This window comes from Sorangium sp. So ce176, assembly GCF_051519835.1.
GTDB classification, from domain to species: Bacteria; Myxococcota_A; Polyangia; order Polyangiales; family Polyangiaceae; genus Sorangium; species Sorangium cellulosum_G.
In genome coordinates this window covers 299,490-322,772 of record NZ_CP150371.1, presented here as the reverse complement: position 1 = coordinate 322,772, position 23,283 = coordinate 299,490, and the positions used below count along the sequence as shown (strand labels likewise).

At 73.2% G+C, this 23,283-nt stretch carries 13 protein-coding genes; 5 read left to right on the top strand and 8 right to left on the bottom strand.

What is annotated here, in order from left to right; translation table 11 throughout:
• The first annotated feature begins 165 nt into the window (after positions 1-165).
• Together WMF42_RS01215 and WMF42_RS01210 are read left to right on the top strand one after the other, a co-directional pair.
• The gene (locus tag WMF42_RS01215; protein ID WP_437689834.1) at positions 166-1,467 is read left to right on the top strand and encodes an ABC transporter substrate-binding protein; all 1,302 of its coding nucleotides are present in this window, start codon (positions 166-168) and stop codon (positions 1,465-1,467) included.
• Between the two features lie 170 nt (positions 1,468-1,637).
• Entirely contained in the window at positions 1,638-3,275 is a 1,638-nt protein-coding gene (locus tag WMF42_RS01210; protein WP_437689833.1) for a sigma 54-interacting transcriptional regulator, read from the top strand.
• Between the two features lie 28 nt (positions 3,276-3,303).
• On the opposite strand, the gene WMF42_RS01205 is transcribed toward WMF42_RS01210, so the two are convergent.
• The 6 genes from WMF42_RS01205 to WMF42_RS01180 form a co-directional block, all read right to left on the bottom strand.
• Entirely contained in the window at positions 3,304-3,993 is a 690-nt protein-coding gene (locus WMF42_RS01205; protein WP_155798219.1) for a hypothetical protein, read from the bottom strand.
• Positions 3,957-4,316 (bottom strand): arsenate reductase family protein, encoded by a 360-nt coding sequence (locus WMF42_RS01200; RefSeq protein ID WP_061607159.1) that lies wholly within the window; start codon positions 4,314-4,316, stop codon positions 3,957-3,959. The genes WMF42_RS01205 and WMF42_RS01200 overlap by 37 nt, the downstream gene beginning before the upstream one ends.
• Positions 4,317-4,506: 190 nt before the next feature.
• The gene (locus WMF42_RS01195; RefSeq protein WP_437288372.1) at positions 4,507-5,070 is read right to left on the bottom strand and encodes a hypothetical protein; all 564 of its coding nucleotides are present in this window, start codon (positions 5,068-5,070) and stop codon (positions 4,507-4,509) included.
• Between the two features lie 75 nt (positions 5,071-5,145).
• Complete coding sequence (locus tag WMF42_RS01190; RefSeq protein ID WP_437689832.1) at positions 5,146-6,231, bottom strand: hypothetical protein; 1,086 nt, start codon at positions 6,229-6,231, stop codon at positions 5,146-5,148.
• Positions 6,228-7,829 carry a FecR domain-containing protein gene (locus WMF42_RS01185; protein WP_437689831.1) on the bottom strand — a complete coding sequence of 534 codons (1,602 nt, stop codon included), beginning with the start codon at positions 7,827-7,829 and terminating at the stop codon, positions 6,228-6,230. The genes WMF42_RS01190 and WMF42_RS01185 overlap by 4 nt, the downstream gene beginning before the upstream one ends.
• A complete protein-coding gene (locus tag WMF42_RS01180; RefSeq protein WP_437689830.1) occupies positions 7,805-8,452 on the bottom strand; it encodes an RNA polymerase sigma factor in 648 nt (215 codons plus the stop codon). The genes WMF42_RS01185 and WMF42_RS01180 overlap by 25 nt, the downstream gene beginning before the upstream one ends.
• A 148-nt stretch (positions 8,453-8,600) precedes the next feature.
• Between WMF42_RS01180 and WMF42_RS01175 the strand changes: the two genes are divergently transcribed.
• The 3 genes from WMF42_RS01175 (at position 8,601) to WMF42_RS01165 (ending at position 21,791) form a co-directional block, all read left to right on the top strand.
• Complete coding sequence (locus WMF42_RS01175) at positions 8,601-14,180, top strand: nSTAND1 domain-containing NTPase (RefSeq protein ID WP_437689829.1); 5,580 nt, start codon at positions 8,601-8,603, stop codon at positions 14,178-14,180.
• A gap of 925 nt (positions 14,181-15,105) precedes the next feature.
• Complete coding sequence (locus WMF42_RS01170) at positions 15,106-15,621, top strand: GxxExxY protein (RefSeq protein ID WP_437689828.1); 516 nt, start codon at positions 15,106-15,108, stop codon at positions 15,619-15,621.
• 437 nt (positions 15,622-16,058) lie between these two features.
• The gene (locus WMF42_RS01165) at positions 16,059-21,791 is read left to right on the top strand and encodes an nSTAND1 domain-containing NTPase (protein WP_437689827.1); all 5,733 of its coding nucleotides are present in this window, start codon (positions 16,059-16,061) and stop codon (positions 21,789-21,791) included.
• A 29-nt stretch (positions 21,792-21,820) separates the two neighbouring features.
• On the opposite strand, the gene WMF42_RS01160 is transcribed toward WMF42_RS01165, so the two are convergent.
• Both WMF42_RS01160 and WMF42_RS01155 read right to left on the bottom strand, forming a co-directional pair.
• On the bottom strand, positions 21,821-22,051 hold the full coding sequence (locus WMF42_RS01160; RefSeq protein ID WP_437689826.1) for a hypothetical protein: 231 nt from the start codon (positions 22,049-22,051) through the stop codon (positions 21,821-21,823).
• A gap of 396 nt (positions 22,052-22,447) precedes the next feature.
• Entirely contained in the window at positions 22,448-23,188 is a 741-nt protein-coding gene (locus WMF42_RS01155) for a 2TM domain-containing protein (RefSeq protein ID WP_437689825.1), read from the bottom strand.
• Between the last annotated feature and the right edge of the window lie 95 nt (positions 23,189-23,283).

Sequence of the window (23,283 nt, the reverse complement as noted above, 5' to 3'; positions counted from 1 at the left end):
CATGAGCGACGGCTCCTGAGAGGCTCCTTCCGGGGCGCTCGAGCTTGACGTCGCACGCGGTTCGAGAGAATGTACCATCACGCCGCGCTCTGATGCTCGACGGACATGGGCTCGCAGACCGCTGGTGGCGAGCGGCGGGGCGACAACGGAGGACGGGAGACTGACATGAAGGGTGCCTTCGTGGCGGTGCTGCGTTATGCCGGGGTCCTGACGCTCGCCACGCTCGGCGCGACGGGGTGCGGGGGCGGCGATCCGGAGGGCGGAGACGCGAGGGTCGAGGTCTTCAGCTGGTGGAGCAGCCCGAGCGAGAGCAGGGCGCTGCAGGCGCTCCTCGACGTCCACCGGCGCGATCACCCCGACGTGAAGGTCATCAACGCCGCCGCGGCGGCGGCGAACGCCTCGGAGAGGCGCCTGGAAGAGCGCATGGTCGAGGGCCTCCCGCCGGACATGTTCCAGTCCTACGGCGGCGCCCGGATGATGAGCTGGGTCAGGTACAACGGCCAGGAGGGAGAGAACAAGCTGGAGGCGATCGATGACGTCGTGGCGTCGAGCGGGTGGCTCTCCAGCGCGCCCGCGTCGGTCGTCGAGTCCGTGTCGCACGACGGTCGACTCTACGCGGTGCCGGTGAACATCCACCGCACCAACTGCCTCTTCTACAACAAGAAGATCTTCGCGGAGAACGGCCTCCGTCCCCCGAGGACGCTCGTCGAGCTCCACGCCGTCAACGAGGCGCTGGCCGCGAAGAACGTCGTGCCGCTCGCGGTGGCGGCGAGGGATCCGTCGGTGCCGGCCAGCGTCATGTGGGAGCACATCTTCATCATGTCGGCCGGCGCGACGTACTACGACGACCTGTTCAAGGGGCGCCTCGAGAGCCCCGACACGCCCAAGGTGAGGGCCGCGCTGAGCGCGGGCCTGAAGGCCATGAAGCACATGAACGCGAACGCCGAGGAGCTGCGCTGGTACGATGCCGTCGAGCTCGTCGGGCGAGGCGAGGCCGCGATGGTCATGGACGGGGACTGGGCCAAGGCCGAGTTCCAGGCGCGCGGGTACGCGCTCGGCGAGGATTTCGGCATGGTGACGGTGGGCGACGACGCGTTCGTCTACGTGGTCGACACCTTCGTCCTCCCGAGAGGGGCAGTGCACCGGAACGCCGCGCTCGAGCTGCTCGCGACCATGGGATCGGTGGAAGGGCAGGACGCGCTCAACCCGCTCAAGGGGTCGATCCCGTCGAGGACCGACACCGACATCAGCCTCTACGATTCGCTGTCGCAGCGGGCGATGAAGGACGCGAGCGACCCGAGGACGCGCTTCGTCCCCTCGCGCCACCTCAGCGTCCCCGGCCCGTTCTTCGATCCGATCGACGAGGCCTTCTGGGAGTTCGTGAAGGACAGGAACATCGACAGGATGATCTCGGCGATGGAGGCGCATTACTACATCATCCAGGACTACCACGCTGCTGCGCGCTGACCGCGCGCCGGCGTGCCCCCGCCGGCGCGCCTCGCGCGCGCTCGATGACGCGAGGGGCGCGGGGCTCCGGAGGCGCGCCCGGACGTCGCGCCGCGTCGGGCCGCCCGGCGGAGCCTTCCGCGCGACGGGAGGGCCACCTATGCTCCGGTCGCGTCGACAGGGCAGGCAGCATGCGCGCAGCGGACCTCGATCTCTCGGAGCTCCTCACGGTCGACCCGCAGGCCGGCGAGCTGCGCTTCTCCGGGGCGCGGGCGATCCTGCTCGACGCGGTGGCGATGGGCCTCCTTCGCAGGCAGCTCCTCGACAGCGTCGGCGCGGCGGCGGCGCGGGCGATCCTCACCCGGTTCGGCTTCGCGCACGGCTACCGCACGGCCGAGGCGGCGCGCGCCGAGCTCGCGCTGGAGAGCGACGAGGAGTGGCGCGGCGCCGGCGGGCGCATCCACGCGCTGCAGGGGCTGATCCGCCTCGCGCCGGGCGCGGACGACCCGCTCTCGCCCGGGGGCGCGACGGTGGAGGCGTCGTACGAGGCGGAGCAGCACCTGCTGCACGTCGGCCGCGCGGACGCGCCGGTGTGCTGGACGCTCGCGGGGTTCGCGAGCGGCTACCTGAGCTGCGTCGAGGGCCGCGACATCTACGTGATCGAGCGCCGCTGCCTGGGCCGCGGCGACGCGAGCTGCGTGTTCGCCGGCCGCACGGCCGAGGCGTGGGGCGCTGACCTCGAGCCGCACCTGCCGTTCTTCGAGGAGCACCGCCTCGACGCCTCGCTGCGCCGCGCCGCCGAGGCGCTGGGGCGCGCCGAGCGCCGGCTGAAGACGCGCGCGGAGGCGCTCTCGCGGGCGGGCGCGGCGGGCGCTGACGCGGGCGGCATCATCGCGGCGAGCCCGGCGATGCAGCGCGTCGTGGAGCTCGCGCGGCGGGTGGCGCAGGTGGACGCCACCGTGCTCGTCACGGGCGAGAGCGGCACGGGCAAGGAGCGCGTGGCGCGGCTCGTCCACGACGCCTCGTCATCCCGCGCCGCGCGCGGGCCGCTGCTCGCGATCAACTGCGCGGCGATCCCGGAGCCGCTGATCGAGAGCGAGCTGTTCGGGCACGCGCGCGGCGCCTTCACCGGCGCGACGCGAGACCGCGCGGGGATCTTCGAGGCGGCGGCCGGGGGGACGCTGTTCCTCGACGAGGTGGGCGAGCTGCCGGCCGGGGCGCAGGTGAAGCTGCTCCGGGCGCTGCAGGCGCGCGAGGTGCGGCGGGTCGGCGAGAACCGGAGCCGGCCGGTCGACGTGCGCGTGGTGGCGGCGACGAACCGCGAGCTCGCCGCGGAGGTGTCGGCCGGCCGGTTCAGAAAGGATCTTTACTATCGGCTCAAGGTGGTCGAGCTCCGGCTCCCGCCGCTGCGCGAGCGCCGGGAGGACGTGCTGCCGCTCGCGCGCGGGCTGCTCGCCCAGGCGGCCGCGCGCATGAAGCGGCCGGCGCCGCGCCTCAGCCCCGGCGCCGCCGACCGCCTCGTGCGCTACGCGTGGCCCGGCAACGTGCGGGAGCTGGAGAACGCGATGGAGCGGGCCGTCGCCCTCGCCGAGGGGCGGCGCATCGAGGCCGAGGACCTGCCCGAGGAGGTGCGCTCCGCCCTGCCGGTGCCGTCGGCGCCGGCGGCCGAGGCGCGCGTGCGGACGCTCGGCGACGTCGAGCAGGAGTACATCCTGGCGGTGCTGGCCCGCAACGGGGGCAACCAGACGCGCGCCGCGGCGGAGCTCGGGATCGGCGTGTCGACGCTCTACCGCAAGCTCAAGGAGTACGGGCGTGGACAGGCGCGGTGAGGGCGGCGGCCGGGCCGGCGCGCCGGGATCACCACCGCACGAGGAAGGTGCACGAGTCCCCGCCCCGCCTGCGGGTGGGCTGGGTCTCGTCCAGGGTGACCTCGGCGGCCGGCTCGAGCCTGCGAGCCGTGCCGGTGATGAGCCCGCGCTCGAGCTCGGTGGAGTAGGGCGTATCGCAGACGACGGCGATGCTCCGGTCGCCGCTGGCGCGACAGCGGTAGTGGCCGATCCCCTCCTTCATCACGCCGGTCCGCAGATCGCACATCGGCTCGCCGTCCATGCGGTGATTGAGGTGATAGGCGACGTCGATCGACGCGAGCGCCGCCTCGATGGTGTCGATGCCCGTCGGCCAGGCGACCACCTCGGGGGCCTTCTTGCCCAGCGCGAAGAGCGTGTGCTCTCCGATCGTGTCCGCGATCTCCCGCTGGGCGTCGAGCCAGAGCTGCATGGGGAGCCAGTCGATGGCCATGAGCTGGTGGAGGCCGTGCTTGATCATGATCTTCATGATCATCGGGAGATACGCGCGACCCGGCGCCGCGAAGAGGGTCTGCAGGTTGGCCGCGCGCACCTCGATGCCCGACCGGAACGCGACGTACTGTGCCACCCTCACCCCCTTCTCCGCTTCATCGCCGAGGTACGGCGCCGTCTGGAGCCGGCCCCGCTCGGCGATCCCGATCGCCTCTACTTCCCCTTCGCGGCGTCGGCGAACGATTTCCACGTCGCCTCGGCCGCGCCCACGCAGGCGCGCTGGCCGTCGCGCACGATGGGCGTGCGGAGCAGGAGCGGATCCTCCGCGAGGAGCTCGGCGATGCGCGCGTCGCTCGGGCCGAGGTGCTGCAGGCCGCGCTCCTTCACGCGCGCGCCCTCGGCGTCGTAGAGCGCGCGCACGCCGCCGACAGCGCGCGCCACGCTGGCGAGCTCCCCCTTCGAGAGGCCCTTCTCGCGCACCTCGACGAACTGGACCTTGATGCCCCGGTCCGCGAAGAACCGCTGCGCCGCCCGCGTCGCCTTGCACCTGGCCGTGCCGAAGATCTGGATCATGCGCGTCGTCGCTCCCCGGTGGAATGGCTCGCGGCGCCCCCGCGGGGCGCGCGGCCGTGAAGCATAGGTGCGGACGCGGCAGCCTACCAGGCCGGCGGCAGGCCGAGCGCCGCGCGCCCGGGTGGCCGGCGCGCCGGAGGAGGAGTCCACCGCGGCCCGCGGAGCGAGCGGGCGCGGGCGAGGGGGGCCATCACCCGCCGGGCGCGGTCTCGAGCGCTGCGCCGCAGCGCTGGACCGTGTAATCGCCGCTCGCCCGACCTTCCATGCCGGTGTCACGCAGCTTCACGAAGAGGGAGGTCTCGTCGGTGCTGATGATCTCGAGCGTGCCTCTGTAGCCGAGGAAGCCTTCCCCGCCGAACAAACCGCAACCGTTGGCGTTCTCGGACAGCGCTTCTTGAAAACGGATCCGGTCATCCGACAGGTCGATCAGCCCGGGTGTGTCGAGCTCGGGCGGCAGGGCGAGGATGAGCTGCCAGATGGGTGCATTGTCGCACGTCGGCTCGATCACGGTCGGAGGGCACTCCTGGACATCACTGTTGAAAACCAGGATGAACGTGTCGGGATCCTCCCCCTTCCGGAAGTTGAAATCGGGCGGCAGATCGCCGGCCCTCATCGCGATGGCGCTCGGCACCGGAGGGTCGTCGTCGGGAGGCGGGGGGGAGTCCGGATCGGACGGGTGCTCCCCGCCCAGAACGGGTATGAACACGATCTCTTCGCACCCGGTGCTCACGATCGCCATCACGCCGATGGCCATGAGGAAGCTCTTCATTGGATTGACCTCCAGAACAGGTTCTCGGGTGAAGTCCCCCGAGGGCGCGAGGACGGCTCATCAGAACCAGCCGAGATCGATGCCGGCAGAAGAGAGCAGGATCGGTCGACCCCATGTCGCGATCTCGCGCCCGGCGATCTGGATCGAGACCCCCTCGACGACCACGCTGGCGAGGACGTCGGCGCGGAGGCGGAACGTGGGTGTCACGGCGAAGGCGAGGCCGAGGCGCGTGAAGGGAGCGACTGTCATCGTGGAGGCCTCGCCGTTGCTGAAGCTCGAGCTGACGACCATGCCCGTGCTCTGGAGCGAGACCACCGCCAGGCCGAGATCCGCCGAGGGAGCCCACCGGCCCGCGCGGGTGGTGAAGCGGGCGCCGCCGCCGGTGAGCTGGACCGAGAGGTCGACGTCGAGGTTCGCTCGCTCGATCCGCGCGCTGGTCAACGGGATCGCCGCGAACGCGACGGCGCCGACGTGCTCGCTCGGCATCCAGACGACGCCGAGGTCGACGCTGGCCGCCGCGCCGAGGCCGCCGGGGCTCAGCAGCGCGCCGGGAGCGAGCGCGACGCGGAGCGCGGGCGACGGCGGCGGCGAGGGCGACGGCGGCGGCGAGGGCGGGTCGGCGAGCGCGGCCGGCGCGGGGACGCGCAGCTTCTCGCGGATCTCGGGGGTCGCGGGCAGCTCTCCGGGCGGCGGCGCGGGCAGGGCGGCCTCGAGGAGGCTGGCGCGCAGGAGCTCGACGACGCGAAGCGCGAGCGCGGCGTCGCTGTCGGGCGCGCCGGCGTCGCCCGCCATCTCGCGGAGGACGGTCTTGCCGGTGACCCGATCGGCGATCCACACCTCGACGCCGCGGCCGGAGGGGACGGCGCGGATCGCGGCGATCGCGCCGGCGTCGCGCGCGGAGGCCTCGAGGGAGGCGCGCGACGCCGGCGCGTCGGCCGCGGGGTCGAGGATCGCCGCCCGGAAGCCGAGCGACTCGAGCTCGGCGACGACCCGCAGGCCGAAGCGATCGCCGGGGGCGCACACGACGGCGATGGTCGAGGAGGCGTCCTCGAGGGCCTCGTCGGCGCGCGCGCTCGCGGCGAGCGAGGACCCCGCCGCGAGCGCGGCGAGGGCGAGGAGGAGGGGCGCCGGGGAGCGGCGTGTCACGGCGCGGGAGGGTCGCCGGGGGCGGCGTCCGGCGTGGCGGACCCGGGCGCGGAGGGGGTCGGGGCCGGCGCGCGCGCGAGCAGGCGCCGCGCGTAGGGGGCATGGGAGCCGTTCGGGTACGCGGCGAGGTAGCGCTCGGCCGCGCGGCGGGCGCCCTCCTCGTCGCCGCGCCTGTCCTCCGCCTCGACGAGGCGCCCCGCAGCGTCGGCGGCAAAGGCGCCCCCCGGAAGCTCGCTCAGGTACCGGGTGAACCAGCGCGCGGCGCCCGCGGGGTCGTTGCTCTGGTCCTGCGCGATCCGTCCGAGAAGGAACGCCGCGGCAGCGGCCTCGGGCGTGCCGGGGAACCGCCGGCGGAGGGCGGTGAAGGCCTGGATGGCGCGGGCCGAGCTGCCGCCGAGCCGGGCCGCGTCGCCGAGGGCGTGGAGGTCGCCGGCGCCCGCGGCGGCGCAGAGGGCGTCGAAGCCTTCGCGCTCGGCGGCGGCGAGGGCGTCCTTGTACCGCGCATCGAGGGCGAGGGCCCGCCAGCGAGGCGTCTCCGGCGCGGTCGGCAGGGGGGTCTCGGCGCCAGCGTGGCCGGGCGGGTGGGTGGACCCGACCGAGGTTGACCCGACCGGGGTTGAGCCTGACCCGACCGAGGTTGACCCGACCGGGGTTGAGCCTGGCCCGACCGAGGTTGACCCGACCGGGGTTGAGCCTGGCCCGACCGAGGTTGACCCGACCGAGGTTGACCCGACCGAGGTTGAGCCTGGCCCGACCGAGGTTGAGCCTGGCCCGACCGGGGTTGAGCCTGGCCCGACCGAGGTTGAGCCTGGCCCGACCGGGGTTGAGCCCGCCCCCAACGTGGTTGCGCCGGTTGCGCCGGTTGCGCCGGTTGCACCGATCGGCGCCACCTCGATCGTATTCGTCCCGGGCGAAACCGTCACCCGCTCCCCGGCGCGCACCGCCCGCGCCTCCCCCACGACCGGCCCCGACACGGTGATCGCCCCCTCGATCAGAGCCACCTCGAACCGCTCGGTCACCGGGTCCCACCGGGTCTCGAAGCGCGTCCCGGTCACGTGCACCTGGAACGGCCCCACCCGCACCCGCCAGCGCGCCCCCCCGCGGTGGACCACCGCGACATCCAGCGCGCCCCGCTCCAGCGCGATCTCCGCGCCGTTCGCGTCCACCGACGCCACACGCGCGCGCCCGCCCGGCGCCAGGCGGAGCAGCGACCCGTCCGAGAACCGGATCGGCAGCTCCGCCGCCGCCGGCGCGGCGATCCACGCCCCGACGACCCCCACCTCGGTCGTCCCGAGCTCGAACCGCATCGGCGCTCCCGGTCGCGCCACGATCACCACCGCGACCGCCGACAGCACCAGCGCCGCCGCCGCCATCACGGCGGCGACCCGCCGCCCGCCCCACCTCCCCGGCGCCCGCAGCCGCGCCCCGCTCGCGGTCCCCTCCCCGCGTCCTCTGCCGTCCCCCCGCCGACCCGGCAGCTCCGCCTCCATCAGCCGCGCGCGCCCCCGCTCCAGGTCGAGCCGCGCCCCCGGCGCCCGGTCCTGCAGCGCGGCCACGCGCCGCCCGAGGGCGGTCAGCGATCGCTCGGATTGCCCCACCGGGTACCTCCCTCGAGCCACGCCTCGAGCACGGGTTGCTTGCGCGCCTCGGCCCCGAAGCGGGCCGAGGCGCGCGCGAGCCGCCGCTTGACGGTCGCCAGCGACGTCTCGCACGCCGCGGCCACCTCGGTCAGCTCCATGCCGTCGATGAACCGCAGGGCGAAGGCGATGCGCTCGTCCACCGGGAGCGCGTCGAGCACCGCGTAGGTCGCCCGCAGCGCGTCCAGCACCTCGCCCGACGCCGCGCTGGACTCGACCTCGGGCAGCTCCTCGCTCGGCAAGAACCAGAGCCAGCGCCGCCGCCGCGCGCGGGTGATCGACGAGCGCGCCACGTGCACGGCGATCATCGTGAGCCACCCCTTGAGCGCGCTCGGGTCCTCGAGGTTCGGCAGCGATCCGAGCGCGCGCACGAAGACGTCGTGGTGCAGGTCCGCGAGGTCGTGGTGGAAGCCGAGCAGCCGGTAGAGCACCCGGTGGATGTGCTCGGCGTACCTGTCGTACAGGGCGGCGCGCGCCCTGCTGTCGCCCCGCCGGAACCCGGCCACGAGCGCCGCGTCGTCCCCTGAAAAAGCGTCCTTCGCGAGCGGCGGCAGCGGTCGGACGAGCGTCAGGGGGCGGGACAAGCGAGGCTCCTCCCCCTCAAGTCCCCGGAGGCCCGCCCCGCGGCTCAGGCGGGCGCACGATCGTCGCCGAGATCGTCGCGGACATCTGGCGGTGCGCGGCCTCCCGCCCGAGGCTGCCGCGCGGGGGGCACCGTTCGCAAGGGCCGCGATGAATCAGGGGATCCTCGCTCCGAGGACGGTGTTCCAGGATCGCTACGAGATCCTGTCCCTGCTCCGGGAGAGCAGGCGCGCGGTCGTCTACGAGGGGCGGCAGCTCGCGAGCGGGCGGCCGATCGTCCTCAAGATCCTGCGCCTCTCCAGGGACGAGGCCCCCGCGGACCTGACGCGACGGCGCCGCGCGCGGTTCCTTCAGGAGATGCGCCGCTGCGCGCGGCTCGACCACCCCTGCATCGTCCGGCCCATCGAGGCAGGGCAGGCGGACGAGGGGCAGGTCTTCGCCGTCTTCGCGCGCGTGCCCGGCCAGAGCCTGGCCGAGCTGCTGTCGGCCCGCGGCGCGCTCGATCCCCCGGTGGCGCGGCACCTCCTGCGGCAGGTCCTCGACGCCCTCGGCTTCGCGCACCGGCAGGGCGTCGTCCACGGCGACCTCAGGCCGGCCCAGGTGCTTGTCACGCCCTCGGGCGCGCAGCCGGGCGCCCTGGTGCTCGGCTTCGGCTTCGGCGCCGGCGCCGCGGACGCGCGGGCGGAGCAGGAGGAAGCGCCCGTCTCCGGCCGCGAGATCGTGGGCTCGCAGGCCTACGCGGCGCCCGAGCTGCGCCGGGGGTTCTCGCCGACGGCGCGCTCGGACCTGTACGCCTGGGGCCTCGTCTTCCTCGAGTGCCTCACCGGCCTGCGCGCGGGCCGCGGCGAGCCGGCCGGCGGGGCCGCTCTCCCGGGCGCCAGCCGCGGGCCGGCGCGGCTCCCTCCCGCGCTCCTCGATCACCCGCTCGGCGCCCTCCTGCGGCAGGCGACGCTCGAGGACGTCGCGGCGCGGAACGCCACGGCCGACGGCCTGCTGCGCGAGCTCGACGCCTGCGCGCTGGACGGGCTCCGCCGGGAAGACCTGGTGATGCCGGCCCCGCCGGCGACCGGGCCAGCGACGACGCCGGGGGAGCGCACCGAGCGCGCCGCGCTCCCCGGGAACGGGGCGGCCGCGGCGCCCGCGCGGGACGTCACGCTCCTCGACCCCGGCGATATCATCAACAATTACGAGATCATCCGCAAGCTGGGCCAGGGCGGCATGGGGGTCGTGTACCTGGCGCGCGACACAAAGCTCGGCCGCCTGGTCGCGCTCAAGCTCCTCCTCAGCTACACAGGCCGCGGGATCGAGCGCTTCCTCGACGAGGCGCGGGCCACGGCGCGCTGCAGGCACGAGAACATCGTCGTCATCCACGAGGTCGACGAGATCCGTGGATATCCCTACCTCGTGCTCGAGTACATCAAGGGTCGCTCGCTGCGCGAGTGGATGACCCAGCGCGAGCGCCCCGACGCGTCCGGGTGGCCGGTCCTCGCCGCGCCGCCCGGCTCGATGTCGCCCCGCCACGCCATCGAGCTCATGATCCCCGTGGTCCGCGCGCTCCTCTGCGCGCACGAGGTCGGGATCGTGCACCGCGATCTCAAGCCGGAGAACATCCGCCTGGACGACGCCGGAGGCATCAAGGTGCTCGATTTCGGCCTGGCCAAGCGCATCGACGCGGGCCTGGCCCCGGCGATCACGGGCGCGGCGGCGGCGCTCGCCGGGGACGCCGGCCAGCCCCGGAAGAGCGCGATCGCCGGCACGCCGCACTACATGGCGCCCGAGCAACTCCTGGGCGGCGACATGGACGGCCGCACCGATCTCTGGGCCGTGGGCGTCATCCTGCACGAGCTGCTCACGGGGGCGCACCCGCTCGATCCGTTCTCGCGCGCGCGCCTCTCGGAGGTCGTGGACCTCGACGCCCCGATGCCCAGCCTGTGCGAGCGGCGCCCGGAGCTCGGCGCGCTCGGCGCCCTCGTCGATCGCTGCCTCGAGAAGCGCAAGGCCGCGCGCGTCGGCTCGGCCAGCGAGCTCCTCGCCGCGCTCGAGGCGCTCCTGCCCGATCGGAGATCGCTCGACCTGAGCGAGGGCGAGAGCCCCTTCGCGGGCCTGTTCTCGTTCCAGGAGGCGGACGCCGCGCGCTTCTTCGGCCGCGATCGCGACATCACCGCCATGGCGGTGAGGCTGCGCAGCCAGCAGCTCCTCGTGATCGCCGGCCCCTCCGGGGCCGGCAAGTCGTCGCTCGGGCGCGCGGGGGTCATCCCGGCCTTGAAGCGCTCCAGCGACCGCTGGGAGTCGTTCATCCTGCGGCCGGGGCGCCGCCCGCTGGCCGCGCTCGCCGACGTGCTCGCGCAGATCGCCGAGCCGCCGCCCGCGGGCGCGGCGGCGGGCTCGCCAGAGCCCCCCGATCACGACGGGCTGGTCGCCACCTTGCGCACCCAGCCGGGTTGCCTCGGGGCGCGGCTGCGCGCGCGCTGCCGCCGCGACGGGCCGAGGCGCCGCGCCCTGCTCTTCGTCGACCAGCTCGAGGAGCTGTACACGCTCGGCGCCGCCCCCGAGGAGCGCGCGGCGTTCGTCGCCTGCCTGGAGGGCGTGGCCGACGACGCCTCGTCCCCCCTGCGCGTCCTGCTCGCCGTCCGCTCCGACTTCCTCGATCGCCTGGCCGAGCACCGCGACTTCATGATCGGCGTGACCCGCGGGCTCTGGTTCTTGCCGCCGATGGGCCGCGCCGACCTGCGCGAGGCCCTGACGCGGCCGCTCGGGGCCGCCGGCTACCGCTTCGAGACGGCGGAGATGGTCGAGCACATGCTGGACACGCTCGAGAGCACGCGGAGCCCGCTGCCGCTCTTGCAATTCACGGCCGGCAAGCTCTGGGACGCGCGGGATCGCGCGCGCCGGCTGCTGACGCAGGCCAGCTACGAGCAGCTCGGCGGCGTCGCCGGCGCCCTGTCGGCCCACGCGGACGCGGTGCTCTCCGCGCTCCCGCCGCGCGAGCAGCGGCTGGTCCGGGCGGTGCTCCTGCGCCTCGTCACGCCCGAGCGCACGCGCGCTGTGGTGAGCCTGGACGAGCTCCAGGAGCTCGCGCCGGGCGGCGAGCGCGACGGCGCCGAGGCGATCGCGCAGGTGGTCCAGCACCTGGCCGGCGCGCGGCTCCTGCTCCTCGGCGCGGGCGGCGAGATCGGCGGCGAGCGCGGCGGGCCGACCGTCGAGCTGGTCCACGAGTCCTTGATCGAGCGGTGGCCGAAGCTCGGGCAGTGGCTCACCGAGAGCGAGCAAGACGCGCAGCTCGTGGCCCGCCTGCGCGCCGCGGCCCAGCAGTGGGAGGCGAGCGGCGGGGACGAGGGGCTGCTCTGGCGCGACCGCACAGCGGAGGAGGCCAGGGCGTGGTACGAGCGCCGCCGCGCCGAGCAGGGCGCCGCCTCCCGCGTCGGGCTGGGCAAGCGCGAGGAGCGCTATCTCCGGGCCGTCGTGGCGCTCGCCGAGCGCGCGCGGCGCCTGCGCCTGCGCCAGCGGTTCGGGACGGCCGTGCTCGTCGCGATCAGCGCGGTCGCGGCCGCCGTGCTGCTGCTCGCGATGAAGGCCCATCAGGAAAAGACGCGCGCCAACTGGGAAGCCGCGCGCGCCAGTCAGGAAGCGGCGCGCGCGCAGGACGAAGCCCGGCAGGCGCGCAACGCGACCCGGATGGCCGCGGCCGCGGCGCGCGGGCTCCGGGCCGATCCAACGACGGCGCTGGCGATCTTGCGCGAGCTCGAGCCGCCCGACGTGCTGCGCGGGTGGGACGACCTCGCGCGGAGGGCGCTGAACAGCTTCGTTGCTCGCGCGGTGCTCAACCATCCGGATCTCGTCCTGTACGCGAGCTACAGCCCTGACGGGACGCGCATCGTCACGGCCTGCGCGGACGAGGTCGTGCGGGTGTGGAACGCCGACGGCACGGGCGAGCCGGTGGTCCTTCGCGGTCACGAGGATCGGGTCTCCTCGGCGGCGTTCAGCCGTGACGGCAAGCGCATCGTCACCGCGTCCAACGACAAGACCGTGCGCATCTGGAACGCCGACGGCACCGGCGAGCCCGTTGTGCTCCGCGGGCACAAGGATGGAGTCACCTCGGCGGCCTTCAGCCCCGACGGCAAGCGCGTTGTCTCCGGGTCCTATGACGGGACGGTGCGGGTCTGGAGCGCCGACGGCACCGGCGAGTCCATGCTCCTCGGCAGGAAGGTGGGCGTGATCCACTCGACGGCGTTCAGCCGTGACGGCAAGCGCATCGTCACCGCGTCGAGCGACAAGATCGCGCGCGTCTGGAACGCCGATGGCTCGGGCGCGCCCATCCTCCTTCGAGGCCACAAGGACAAGCTCTATTCGGCGGCCTTCAGCCCTGACGGCAAGCGCATCGTCACCGCGTCCAAGGACAGGACCGCGCGCGTCTGGAACGCCGACGGCACGGGCACGCCCATCGTCCTTCGCGGCCACAAGAAGGCAATCTACTCGGCGGCGTTCAGCCCCGATGGCGATCGCGTCGTCACCGCGTCCCACGACGGGACCGCGCGGGTCTGGGACGCCAGCGGCAAGGGCACGCCCATCGTCCTTCGCGGTCATGATGTCTCGATCAGCTCAGCGGCGTTCAGCCCCGACGGCAAGCACGTCGTCACCGCGTCCGACAGGACCGCGCGGGTCTGGAGCGTCGACGGAATGAACGAGTTCAGGATCCTCCGCGGCCACGCGGATCGGGTCTGTTCGGCGGCGTTCAGCCCCGACGGCAAGCGCATCGTCACCGCGTCCTACGACAAGGCAGCGCGGGTCTGGAACGCCGACGGCACCGGCGCGCCCACCCTCCTTCGCGGCCACGGGGATGCTGTCTGTTCGGCGGCGTTCAGCCCCGACGGCAAGCGCATCGTCACCGCGTCCTACGACAAGGCAGCGCGGGTCTGGAACGCCGACGGCACCGGCGCGCCCACCCTCCTTCGCGGCCACAGGGATGCTGTCTACTCGGCGGCGTTCAGCCCGGATGGCAAGCGCATCGTCACCGCGTCCGTGGATGGGACCGCGCGGGTCTGGAACGCCGACGGCACCGGTACGCCCATCCTCCTTGGCGGCCACAAGGAAGGGGTGTCTTCAGCGGCGTTCAGCCCCGACGGCAGGCGCATCGTCACCGCGTCTGGTGACAGGACCGCGCTGGTGTGGAACGCCGACGGCACCGGCACGCCCATCCCCCTCCGCGGTCACGAGAGCTGGGTCACCTCGGCGGCGTTCAGCCCGGATGGCAAGCGCATCGTCACGGCGTCCTGGGACGGGACCGCGCGGGTCTGGAACGCCGACGGCACCGGCACGCCCATCATCCTTCGCGGTCACGAGAACTGGGTCAACTCGGCGGCGTTCAGCCCGGATGGCAAGCGCGTCGTCACCGCGTCTCGTGACATGACCACGCGGGTGTGGAACGCCGACGGCACGGGCGAGCCCGCGGTCCTCCTGGCCTCCGACGCCGCGGTCAACTCGGCCGCGTTCAGCCCGGATGGCAAGCGCATCGTCACAGCGTCCGACGACAAGCTCGCGCGGGTGTGGACCGATCTCGAGCCGCTCCGGGACCCCGGCGACCCGAAGCTGTGGACCGCGACAACCTACTGCATGCCCGTCGAGCGGAGGATGGAGCTCCTTCGCAACTCCAAGGCCACCGCCCAGAGCGGCCTGGCAGACTGTCAGCGCCGCGTCGAGGCGGCCCGCGCAGCGTCCCGGGAGCAGCGGTGAGCTGAAGGGGGACGGCGCGCTCGACCCCGGCGAGGCGTGCGACGACGGCGACCTCGACTCCACGACGCTCTGGCACGCCGATCCGGCAAGCCGGCGCGCGACCGGGGCGTCCGGCATCATCGGTCCAGCTCCGCAACCGCCAGCGCCGCCACGCTGGCGAGCGCGGCGGGGCATCACCGTGGCGTCTCGAGCGAACGCGACCAAGAGCCCTCGGAGGCCGCTCCGCCAGGTCGCGACCTTCCCGCGCCCCCTCCGAGGCCGCCCGGGTCGGTTTCAGATCGACCTGTCCCCCCTCGCGAGGCCGCTCCGCCAGGTCGCGACCTCCCCGCGACCCCCTCCGAGGCCGCCCGGGTCGGTTTCAGATCGACCTGTCCCCCCTCGCGAGGCCGCTCCGCCAGGTCGCGACCTCCCCGCGACCCCCTCCAAGGCCGCCCGGCTCGATCTCGACCTGGCCCGCCCCCCTCGCAAGGTCGCTCCGCCACGTCGCGACCTCTCCGCGCCCGCCTCCCCGATCGACGGCCCGCCGAGCCCGCCGCCGCCGTGCCCTCCGTTCCCGCCCTTGCCGCCGTCCCCGCCCGAGCACCCGAACGGCGATCCCCCGGCCCCTCGCCCTCCGATCCCGGCCCGCCAGGGAGCCGCCGCCCCCGCCACCTCCGTGCCCGCCATCCGCGCCGTCCACCCCGGCGTAGCCCGGCGGCGTGAGACCCTGTTGGGCCGGAGACAGAGAAAGAGAGAGTACACAGGGAGGCGGGGAGGCGGGGAGGCGAGAAAGAGAGAGTACAGACAGGGGGGGGTGGGTGAGAGATGGGGACCATCGTTCGAGCTTGTTCGGTGCCGGTTGGCTCCAGGTCGCTCGTCTTGAAGGGCGGGTGCCGGGGACGTCAATTCTGCGCAACTACGTCTGGTCCCGCGTCGACATAGGGGTATGAACACAGAGTTGGCGATGGGGCGATTGTGGGATCTGTCCGAGCGAGTCCTCGGAGCGTGCATCGAGGTGCATCGCCACCTCGGTCCCGGGCTTCTGGAGTCCGCCTACGAACAATGCTTGTGCCATGAACTGTCGCTCGCCGGTTTGAGCTTCGCGAGGCAAAGGCCGCTGCCGGTGATCTACAAGGGAGCCATGCTCAACTGTGGTTATCGGCTGGACGTTGTCGTCGAGGAGAAGCTCGTGCTGGAACTCAAGGCCGTCGATCATCTGCTGCCAGTCCATGAAGCTCAGGTGCTCACGTACCTGAAGCTGACGAACCTGGACGTCGGACTGCTCGTCAACTTCAACACGCCGGCGCTCCGCCGCGGGGTCCGCCGCCTGGTACGCCGCGGCGCGGAGGCTGTCCGGCTCGCCCGGCTTCGCATCGAAGACGACCACTCCAGCACCACCAGCCGCCCCGCCTCGACCCAACCCGAAGCAGCCGGCGCTGAGGCAGCTGGTTCGAACGACTGATCCCGGCTCTCGCCTCCCCGCCTCCCCGTCTCCCTGTGAATCTCTCCCTCTCCATCTTCCTCTCCGCCCAACGTCGCGCTCGTGCGCTGCCGCAGCGCCCGCGCGGCGCTCCGCCTCCGCGCCGTGGGTCGAAGCGATGATCGAGGACACGGCGCCCGCGGCGAGGCCGAGCGGGGTCATGCCAATACCGCAGATCCTCGCCGCTCCCGGCCCGCCGTCGAAGACGCCGGGCGGGGCGGACGAGTGGCCGAGACGCAGCTATATGAGCAAGCAACGGGCTGCGAGGCTGGCTGTCCGAGCATCGGGCCGGCCACCTTGTCGAGCTCCCCCGGCGCAGGCGTGGGGCGGGCTCTCCGTGACGGCCGCCGCGTCGACAGCGGCGACGGCTCGATCGACCGAGGCTGCCGCGCGAGGCGGCGGCGACCTGAGGGGCTGTGATGAACCAGGAGATCCTCGCTCCAGGAATGGTGTTCCAGAGCCGTTACGAGGTCCTCTCCATGCTCCGGGAAGGTGGCCTGGTGTTCGCCTACCAGGGGCGGCAACTCGCCACGGGGCAACCGATCGTCCTCGAGGTCACCCGCCTGGACCGGGACGGAGCTCCCGCGGACCTGGCGCGCGTGCGCGGCGGGCGCTTCCTGCGGCAGATGCGCGGCTTCGCGCGGCTCCAGCATCCCGGCATCGTCCGGCCCATCGATGTCGGGCAGACCGATGACGGACAGCTCTACGCCGTCTTCGGGCTCGTGTCCGGGCAGAGCCTGTCCGAGCTGCTCACGGAGCAGGGCGCGCTCGAGCCGCAGCAGGCGCGGAGCCTGATGCTGCAGGTCCTCGACGCGCTGGCCTTCGCGCACAGGCACGGCATGATCCACGGAAACCTCCAGCCGAGCCACGTCATGACCGTGCAGGCTGGAGCGCTGCGGGGCGCGAGCGTGCTCGGTTTTGGCTTCGGCGCGCTCGCCGCGGCCGCGCGAGCAGGCCGGGGCGAGACGCTCGCTACCTCGAGCGATCTCGTGACCTGGCAGGCGTACGCGGCGCCCGAGCAGCTCCGGGGCTACCCGCCGACGGCGCGCTCGGACCTGTACGCCTGGGGGCTCGTGTTTCTCGAGTGCCTCACCGGCAGGCGGGTCGGCGGTGGCCCATCGCCCCGCGGCGAGGCTCCGCGGCCGGGGAGCGGTGAGCCCACCCCGATCCCTCGCCCGCTCCTCACACACCCGCTCGGCGCGATCCTGCGAAGAGCGACGATCGAGGATATCGCGGCGCGGGCCGCCACGGCCGACGGCCTGCTGTGCGAGCTCGACGCCTGCGAGGTGGACGGGCTCCGCCGGGAGGACCTGATCTCGAATGACGCGCCGAGCGGCGTTGAGCGGACCGAGGGGATCGAGAACAGAAGAGAGGAGTTCACCCGCCCCGCCCCGACCGCCCCGGGACAAGGCGTCACGACCCATCCTGACGACCCGAGCTCGCCCGGCATCGCCGGCGAGGAGCCCACGCTCACGCTCTCCGAGGCCTCATCCAGCGCGCCATTCAGCGGGCGAGCGCCGGCCGCCGTGCCGCTCCGGACCGGCGCTGCGAGATCGCCGACGGAGCCGATCGAGGCCACCGCGCCCGTGAGCATCGGCGCCCCCCTCAAGCATTACGAGATCATCCGCAAGCTGGGCCAGGGCGGCATGGCGGTCGTGTACCTGGCGCGCGACACGAGGCTCGGCCGCCTGGTCGCGATCAAGTTTCTCCTCAGCTACACCGGGCGCAGGATCGAGCGCTTCCTCGACGAGGCGCGGGCCACGGCGCGCTGCAGGCACGAGAACATCGTCGTCATCCACGAGGTCGACGAGATCCTCGGGTGTCCCTACCTCGTGCTCGAGTACATCAAGGGTCCCTCGCTGCGCGAGTGGATGACCCAGCGCGAGCTCCCCGGCGCGCCCGGGTCGTCAGCCGCCCCTGCGCGTCCTGGATCGAGGGGGACCGGCGCCGTGGTCGAGGCCATGATCCCTGTCGTTCGCGCGCTGGTGTGCGCGCACGGCCTCGGGATCGTGCACCGCGATCTCAAGCCGGAGAACATCCTCGTCGACGACGCCGGATGCACCAAGGTGGTCGATTTCGGCCTCGCCAAGCGGATCGAGGCGAGCTGCGCGCCGGCGCTCGCGGGCGCGGCGGCGCTCACCGGAGACGCCGGCGAGCACCGGAGGCGCGGGGCGGTCGGGACACCCCGCTACATGGCGCCCGAGCAATTGCTGGGCAGGGACGTCGATGGTCGCACCGACCTCTGGGCCGTGGGCGTCATCCTGGTCGAGCTGCTCACGGGGGAGCACCCGCTGGAGCCGTTCTCGCTCGCGCGGCTCCCGGAGATCGTGAACCTCGAGCTCCCCATGCCCAGCCAGAGCGAGCGGCGCCCGGAGCTGGGCGCGCTCGGCGCCCTCATCGACCGCTGCCTCAAGAAGCGCAAGGCCGAGCGCATCGGCTCGGCCAGGGAGCTCCTCGCCGAGCTCGAGGCGCTCGCCCCCGGCCGACGGGCGCTGCGGCTGGGCGAGGACGACAGCCCCTTCGCCGGCCTGTTCGCGTTCCAGGAGGCGGACGCCGCGCGCTTCTTCGGCCGCGATCGAGACATCGCCGCCATGACGACGCGGCTGCGCAGCCAGCAGCTCATGGTGCTCGTCGGCCCCTCCGGGGCGGGCAAGTCGTCGTTCGTGCGCGCGGGCGTGATCCCGGCCTTGAAGGGCTCTGAGGACCGCTGGGAGGCGTTCGTGCTGCGGCCGGGCCGCCGCCCGCTGTACGCCCTCGCCGATGTGCTCGCGCAGGTCGCCGCGGCGGAGCGCGCGAGCGGGGCGACGGCGCCAGGCGACGCGATGGTGGGCTCACCGGAGCTCCCCGATCACGACGGGCTGGTCGCCACCTTGCGCGCCCAGCCAGGTTATCTGGGCGCCCGGCTGCGCGCGCGCTGTCGGCGTGAGGGGGCGGGTCGCCGTATCCTGCTCTTCGTCGACCAGTTCGAGGAGCTCTACACGCTCGGCGACGCCCCCGAGGAGCGGGCCGCCTTCGTCGCCTGCCTGGAGGGCGCGGCCGACGACGCGTCATCCCCCCTGCGCGTCCTGCTCGCCGTCCGCTCCGACTTCCTCGAGCGCATGGCCGACGACCGGGGGTTCATCCGCGACGCGACAGGCGGGCTCTGGCTCTTGCCGCCGATGGGCCGCGACGACCTGCGCGAGGCCCTGACGCGGCCGATCGAGGCGGCCGGGTATCGCTTCGAGGCCGCGGAGATGGTCGAGCACATGCTGGGCGCGCTCGAGAGCACGCGGAGCCCGCTGCCGCTCCTGCAATTCACGGCCGGCAAGCTCTGGGACGCGCGGGATCGCAAGCGCCGGCTGGTCACGCGGGACAGCTATGAACGGCTCGGCGGCGTCGCCGGCGCCCTGTCGGCCCACGCGGACGCGGTGCTCTCCGCGCTCCCGCCGCGCGAGCAGCGGCTGGTCCGGGCGGTGCTCCTGCGCCTCGTCACGCCCGAGCGCACGCGCGCTGTGGTGAGCCTGGACGAGCTCCAGGAGCTCGCGCCGGGCGGCGAGCGCGACGGCGCCGAGGCGATCGCGCAGGTGGTCCAGCACCTGGCCGGCGCGCGGCTCCTGCTCCTCGGGGTGGGCGGCGAGACCGGCGGCGAGCGCGTGGGGCCGACCGTGGAGCTGGTCCACGAGTCCTTGATCGAGCGGTGGCCGAAGCTCGGGCAGTGGCTCGCCGAGAGCGAGCAAGACGCGCAGCTCGTGGCCCGGCTGCGCGCCGCGGCCCAGCAGTGGGAGGCGAGCGGCGGGGACGAGGGCCTCATCTGGCGCGATCGCGCCGCGGAGGAGGCCAGGGCGTGGTACGAGCGCCGCCGCGCCGAGCAGGGCGCCGCCTCCCGCGTCGGGCTGGGCAAGCGCGAGGAGCGCTATCTCCGGGCCGTCGTGGCGCTCGCCGAGCGCGCGCGGCGCCTGCGCCTGCGCCAGCGGTTCGGGGTGGCCTTGATGGCCACGCTCGGCGCGGCTGCGCTCCTCGTATCGCGCCTGGCGATCGATGCCAGCCAGCAAGCTGCGCGCGCCGATCAAGAAGCGGCTCGTGCGCAGGTCGAGGCCCGAGAAGCGCGCAACGCGACCCGCATGGCCACGGCCCGTGAGCTGCAGGCCGATCCAACGACCGTGCTCGCCATCCTGAGAGAGATCGAGCCGCCCGACGTGCCGCGGGGGTGGGCCGTCCTCGCGCGCTGGGCGTTGCATCGCTGGATCGCTCGCGCGGTGCTCATCCATCCGGATGCGGCCCTGTCCGCGAGCTATAGCCCCGACGGAGAGCGCATCGTCACCACATCCTGGGACAAGACAGCGCGCGTGTGGAACGCCGATGGTACCGGCGAGCCCGTGGTCCTGCACGGTCACCAGGATTATGTCTCCTCGGCGGTGTTCAGCCCCGACGGCAAGCGCATCGTCACCGCGTCCTACGACAGGACCGCGCGCGTCTGGAACGCCGATGGAACCGGCGAGCCCCTGGTCCTCCGCGGTCATGACGATCGGGTCACTTCCGCGGCGTTCAGCCCCGACGGCAACCGCATCGTCACCGCTTCCTGGGACAGGACCGCGCGCGTGTGGAACGCCGATGGTACCGGCGAGCCCGTGGTCCTCCGCGGTCATGACGATCGGGTCACTTCCGCGGCGTTCAGCCCCGACGGCAACCGCATCGTCACCGCATCGTGGGACAAGACCGCGCAGGTACGGAACGCCGATGGTACCGGCAAGCCCATCGTCCTGCGCGGCCACGAGAACTCTGTCTACTGGGCGGCGTTCAGCCCCGACGGCGACCGCATCGTCACCGCATCATGGGACAAGACCGCCCGCGTGTGGAACACCGACGGCAAGCGTGAGCCCGTGGTCCTTCGCGGTCATGAGGATGTGCTCTACTCGGCGGCATTCAGCCCCGACGGCAAACGCGTCGTCACCGCGTCCTGGGACAAGACGGCGCGTGTATGGAACGCCGATGGCACAGGCAAGCCCCTGGTCATTCCTTTTCACAACAGGGGAGTGTCTTCGGCAGCGTTCAGCCCCGACGGCAAGCGCATCATCACCGCGTCCTACGACAGAACCGCGCGCGTGTGGAACGCCGAGGAGGCAAGCGAGCCCATGGCCCTCCGTGGTCACAAGGACGTCATCATTTCGGCGGCGTTCAGCCCCGACGGCAAGCGCATCGTCACAGCGTCCTGGGACAGGACCGCGCGCGTGTGGAATGCCGATGGAACCGGCGAGCCCATCGTCCTCCGCGGTCATGAAGATCGGGTCACTTCAGCGGCGTTCAGCCCCGACGGCAAGCGCATCGTCACAGCGTCCTGGGACAGGACCGCGCGCATCTGGAACGCCGACGGCGCTGGCCAGCCCGTGGTCCTGCGCGGCCACGAGGAGCAGGTCTACGCGGCGGCGTTCAGCCCCGATGGCAAGCGCATCGTCACAGCGTCCTGGGACAAGACGGCGCGCGTGTGGAACGCCGACGGCTCCGGTGAACCCGTCATTCTACGCGGCCATGAGGATCAGGTCTACTCGGCGGCATTCAGCCCCGACGGCGAGCGCATCGTCACCGCGTCCTGGGACAAGACCGCGCGCGTGTGGAACGCCGACAACTCGGGTGAGCCCGTCGTTCTGCGCGGCCACGAGGAGCAGGTCTACTCGGCGGAGTTCAGCCCTGACGGCAAGCGCATCGTCACCGCATCTTTTGACGGGACCGCGCGGGTCTGGAACGCCGACGGCACGGGCACGCCCATCGTCCTTCGCGGTCACGAGAACTGGGTCGTGGCAGCGAGGTTCAGCCCTGACGGCAAGCGGATTGTCACCGCGTCGCACGACATGACCACGCGGGTGTGGGACGCCGACGGCGGGGGCGAGCCCATGGTCCTTCGGGCCTCCGACTCCGTGGTCAATGGCGCGTCGTTCAGCCCCGATGGCAAGCGCATCGTCACCGCGTCGGACGACAAGATCGCGCGGGTGTGGGCCGACATCGAGCCGCTCCGCGGCATCGACGATCCCAAGCTGTGGGCTGCGACCACCTACTGCATGCCCGTCGAGCAGAGGATCGACCTGTTCCGCGTGCCCGAAGCCATGGCCCGCGCTGACCGGGAAGCCTGCCTGCGCCGCGTGGACGAGGCCCGCGCAGCTTCCCGGGAGCAGCGGTGAGCCAAACGCGTGTCAAGAGCGCGCCCCGATCACCAGCGCGGACATCCGTTCGACAGGGTCGGCGGCATCCACCCGGATTGGCCGACCAGGTTGCCGCCGCTGTACTCGAGCACATTGTAGTTCAGCTCCGTGTCCAACCCGGTGTAGGTCCACCGGAACACAGCGAGCAGCTCTGCGGAGCTGGAGGTGATACAGCCCTGGACCTCGCCGTTCACCACCTTCACCTGCGCGCCGAGCCCGGCGCAGACCTCGGCGCCCACGGACCACGCAGGCTCGCCAGCTCGCGTGCCCGCGCCCACCGAAGCCGGGCGCCTCGTGCGCCCGTGGCATCTCGAGCGATCGCGCTCAACAACGTGGTGAGCGACAAATTGCGCGTCGATAGCCACGCTTCACCGAAGCCCTCGTCTGCTTCGGATCATGCGATCTGAGCCGCTCCAGCGCGGCCTCATCTACATCGTTTCAGGTCCGTGATGCTCCCCGGCATGACCAGGGTCAGGCGGGCCGCCACAAGGTGGGGCGGGAACGGCTCGCGCGCAGGATCGTAGAAGAAGCCCATGACGCCAGACCTGGATCACGCAGAGCCTCGCGTGCGCCAGGCGATCGCCGAGCTCTCGCCCCCCAGGGTCGTCGAGAGGGGTGTGGCGCCGTCGACGCCGTCAGCGCCGGCCGCGGCCGCGCCGCCCCGCGCGCTCCGCCTCTTCCTCGCCGAGCGCCTCGGACTCGGCGTCGTCCGCGTCGAGCGGCGCGATCCGCTGCCTGCGCGCCGCTTCCTCTGCCGGCGCCGGCCCCGGCCCCGGCGGAACGCTGCCGCGGATCTCCTGCGCGATCCGCGAGAGCACCGTCGCCACGCCCTCCTCGACGGCGTGCCCGAGGTCCTCGGCGCTCCGCTCGAGGCGCTGCTTGCGCTCGAGGCGCTCGGCCGTGCGCCGCTCCTTGAGCCGCCGGAGCTCCTCCCGACGCGCCCGCTCGGCGCTGCGCTCGATCTCCCGCCGGAGCCGCCGCGGCGACACGTCGCTGGAGAGCGCGGCGCGCGCATGGAAGGCGAGCCCCAGCCCCCATCCGAGCAGCGGCCAGAAGAACCACCACGGCCCGGGCGTCAGCGCGTTGATCGCGAAGAGAAACGCGTTCACCACGACGAACGAGAACAGGTGCGACCGGAAGCCCTTGCGCCGGTGCGCCATGATCGCGGCGCGCGCGTCCTCCTCGCCCCGGACCAGCTCGATGTCGCGCGACGCGGCCTCGATCGCGGCCCGAGAGATGCCGATCTCCTCGGCCGCCGCGACGAGCTCGTCATGACCGACCTCACGCGCCTGCGCGCCCCGGAGGGCGCGCTCCAGGATGGCCCGCACCTCGGCCTCGGTGTACTGGCGCCCGCTCTGATTGTCCGGCTTCGCCATCGCTCTCCTGCTCCTCGCGTGCGCGGAGCATACGCCCGACCGCACGCGGGCGCCGCTTCCGTGCGCCCGGCACCGCGAGCCAAGGCGAATGCGCC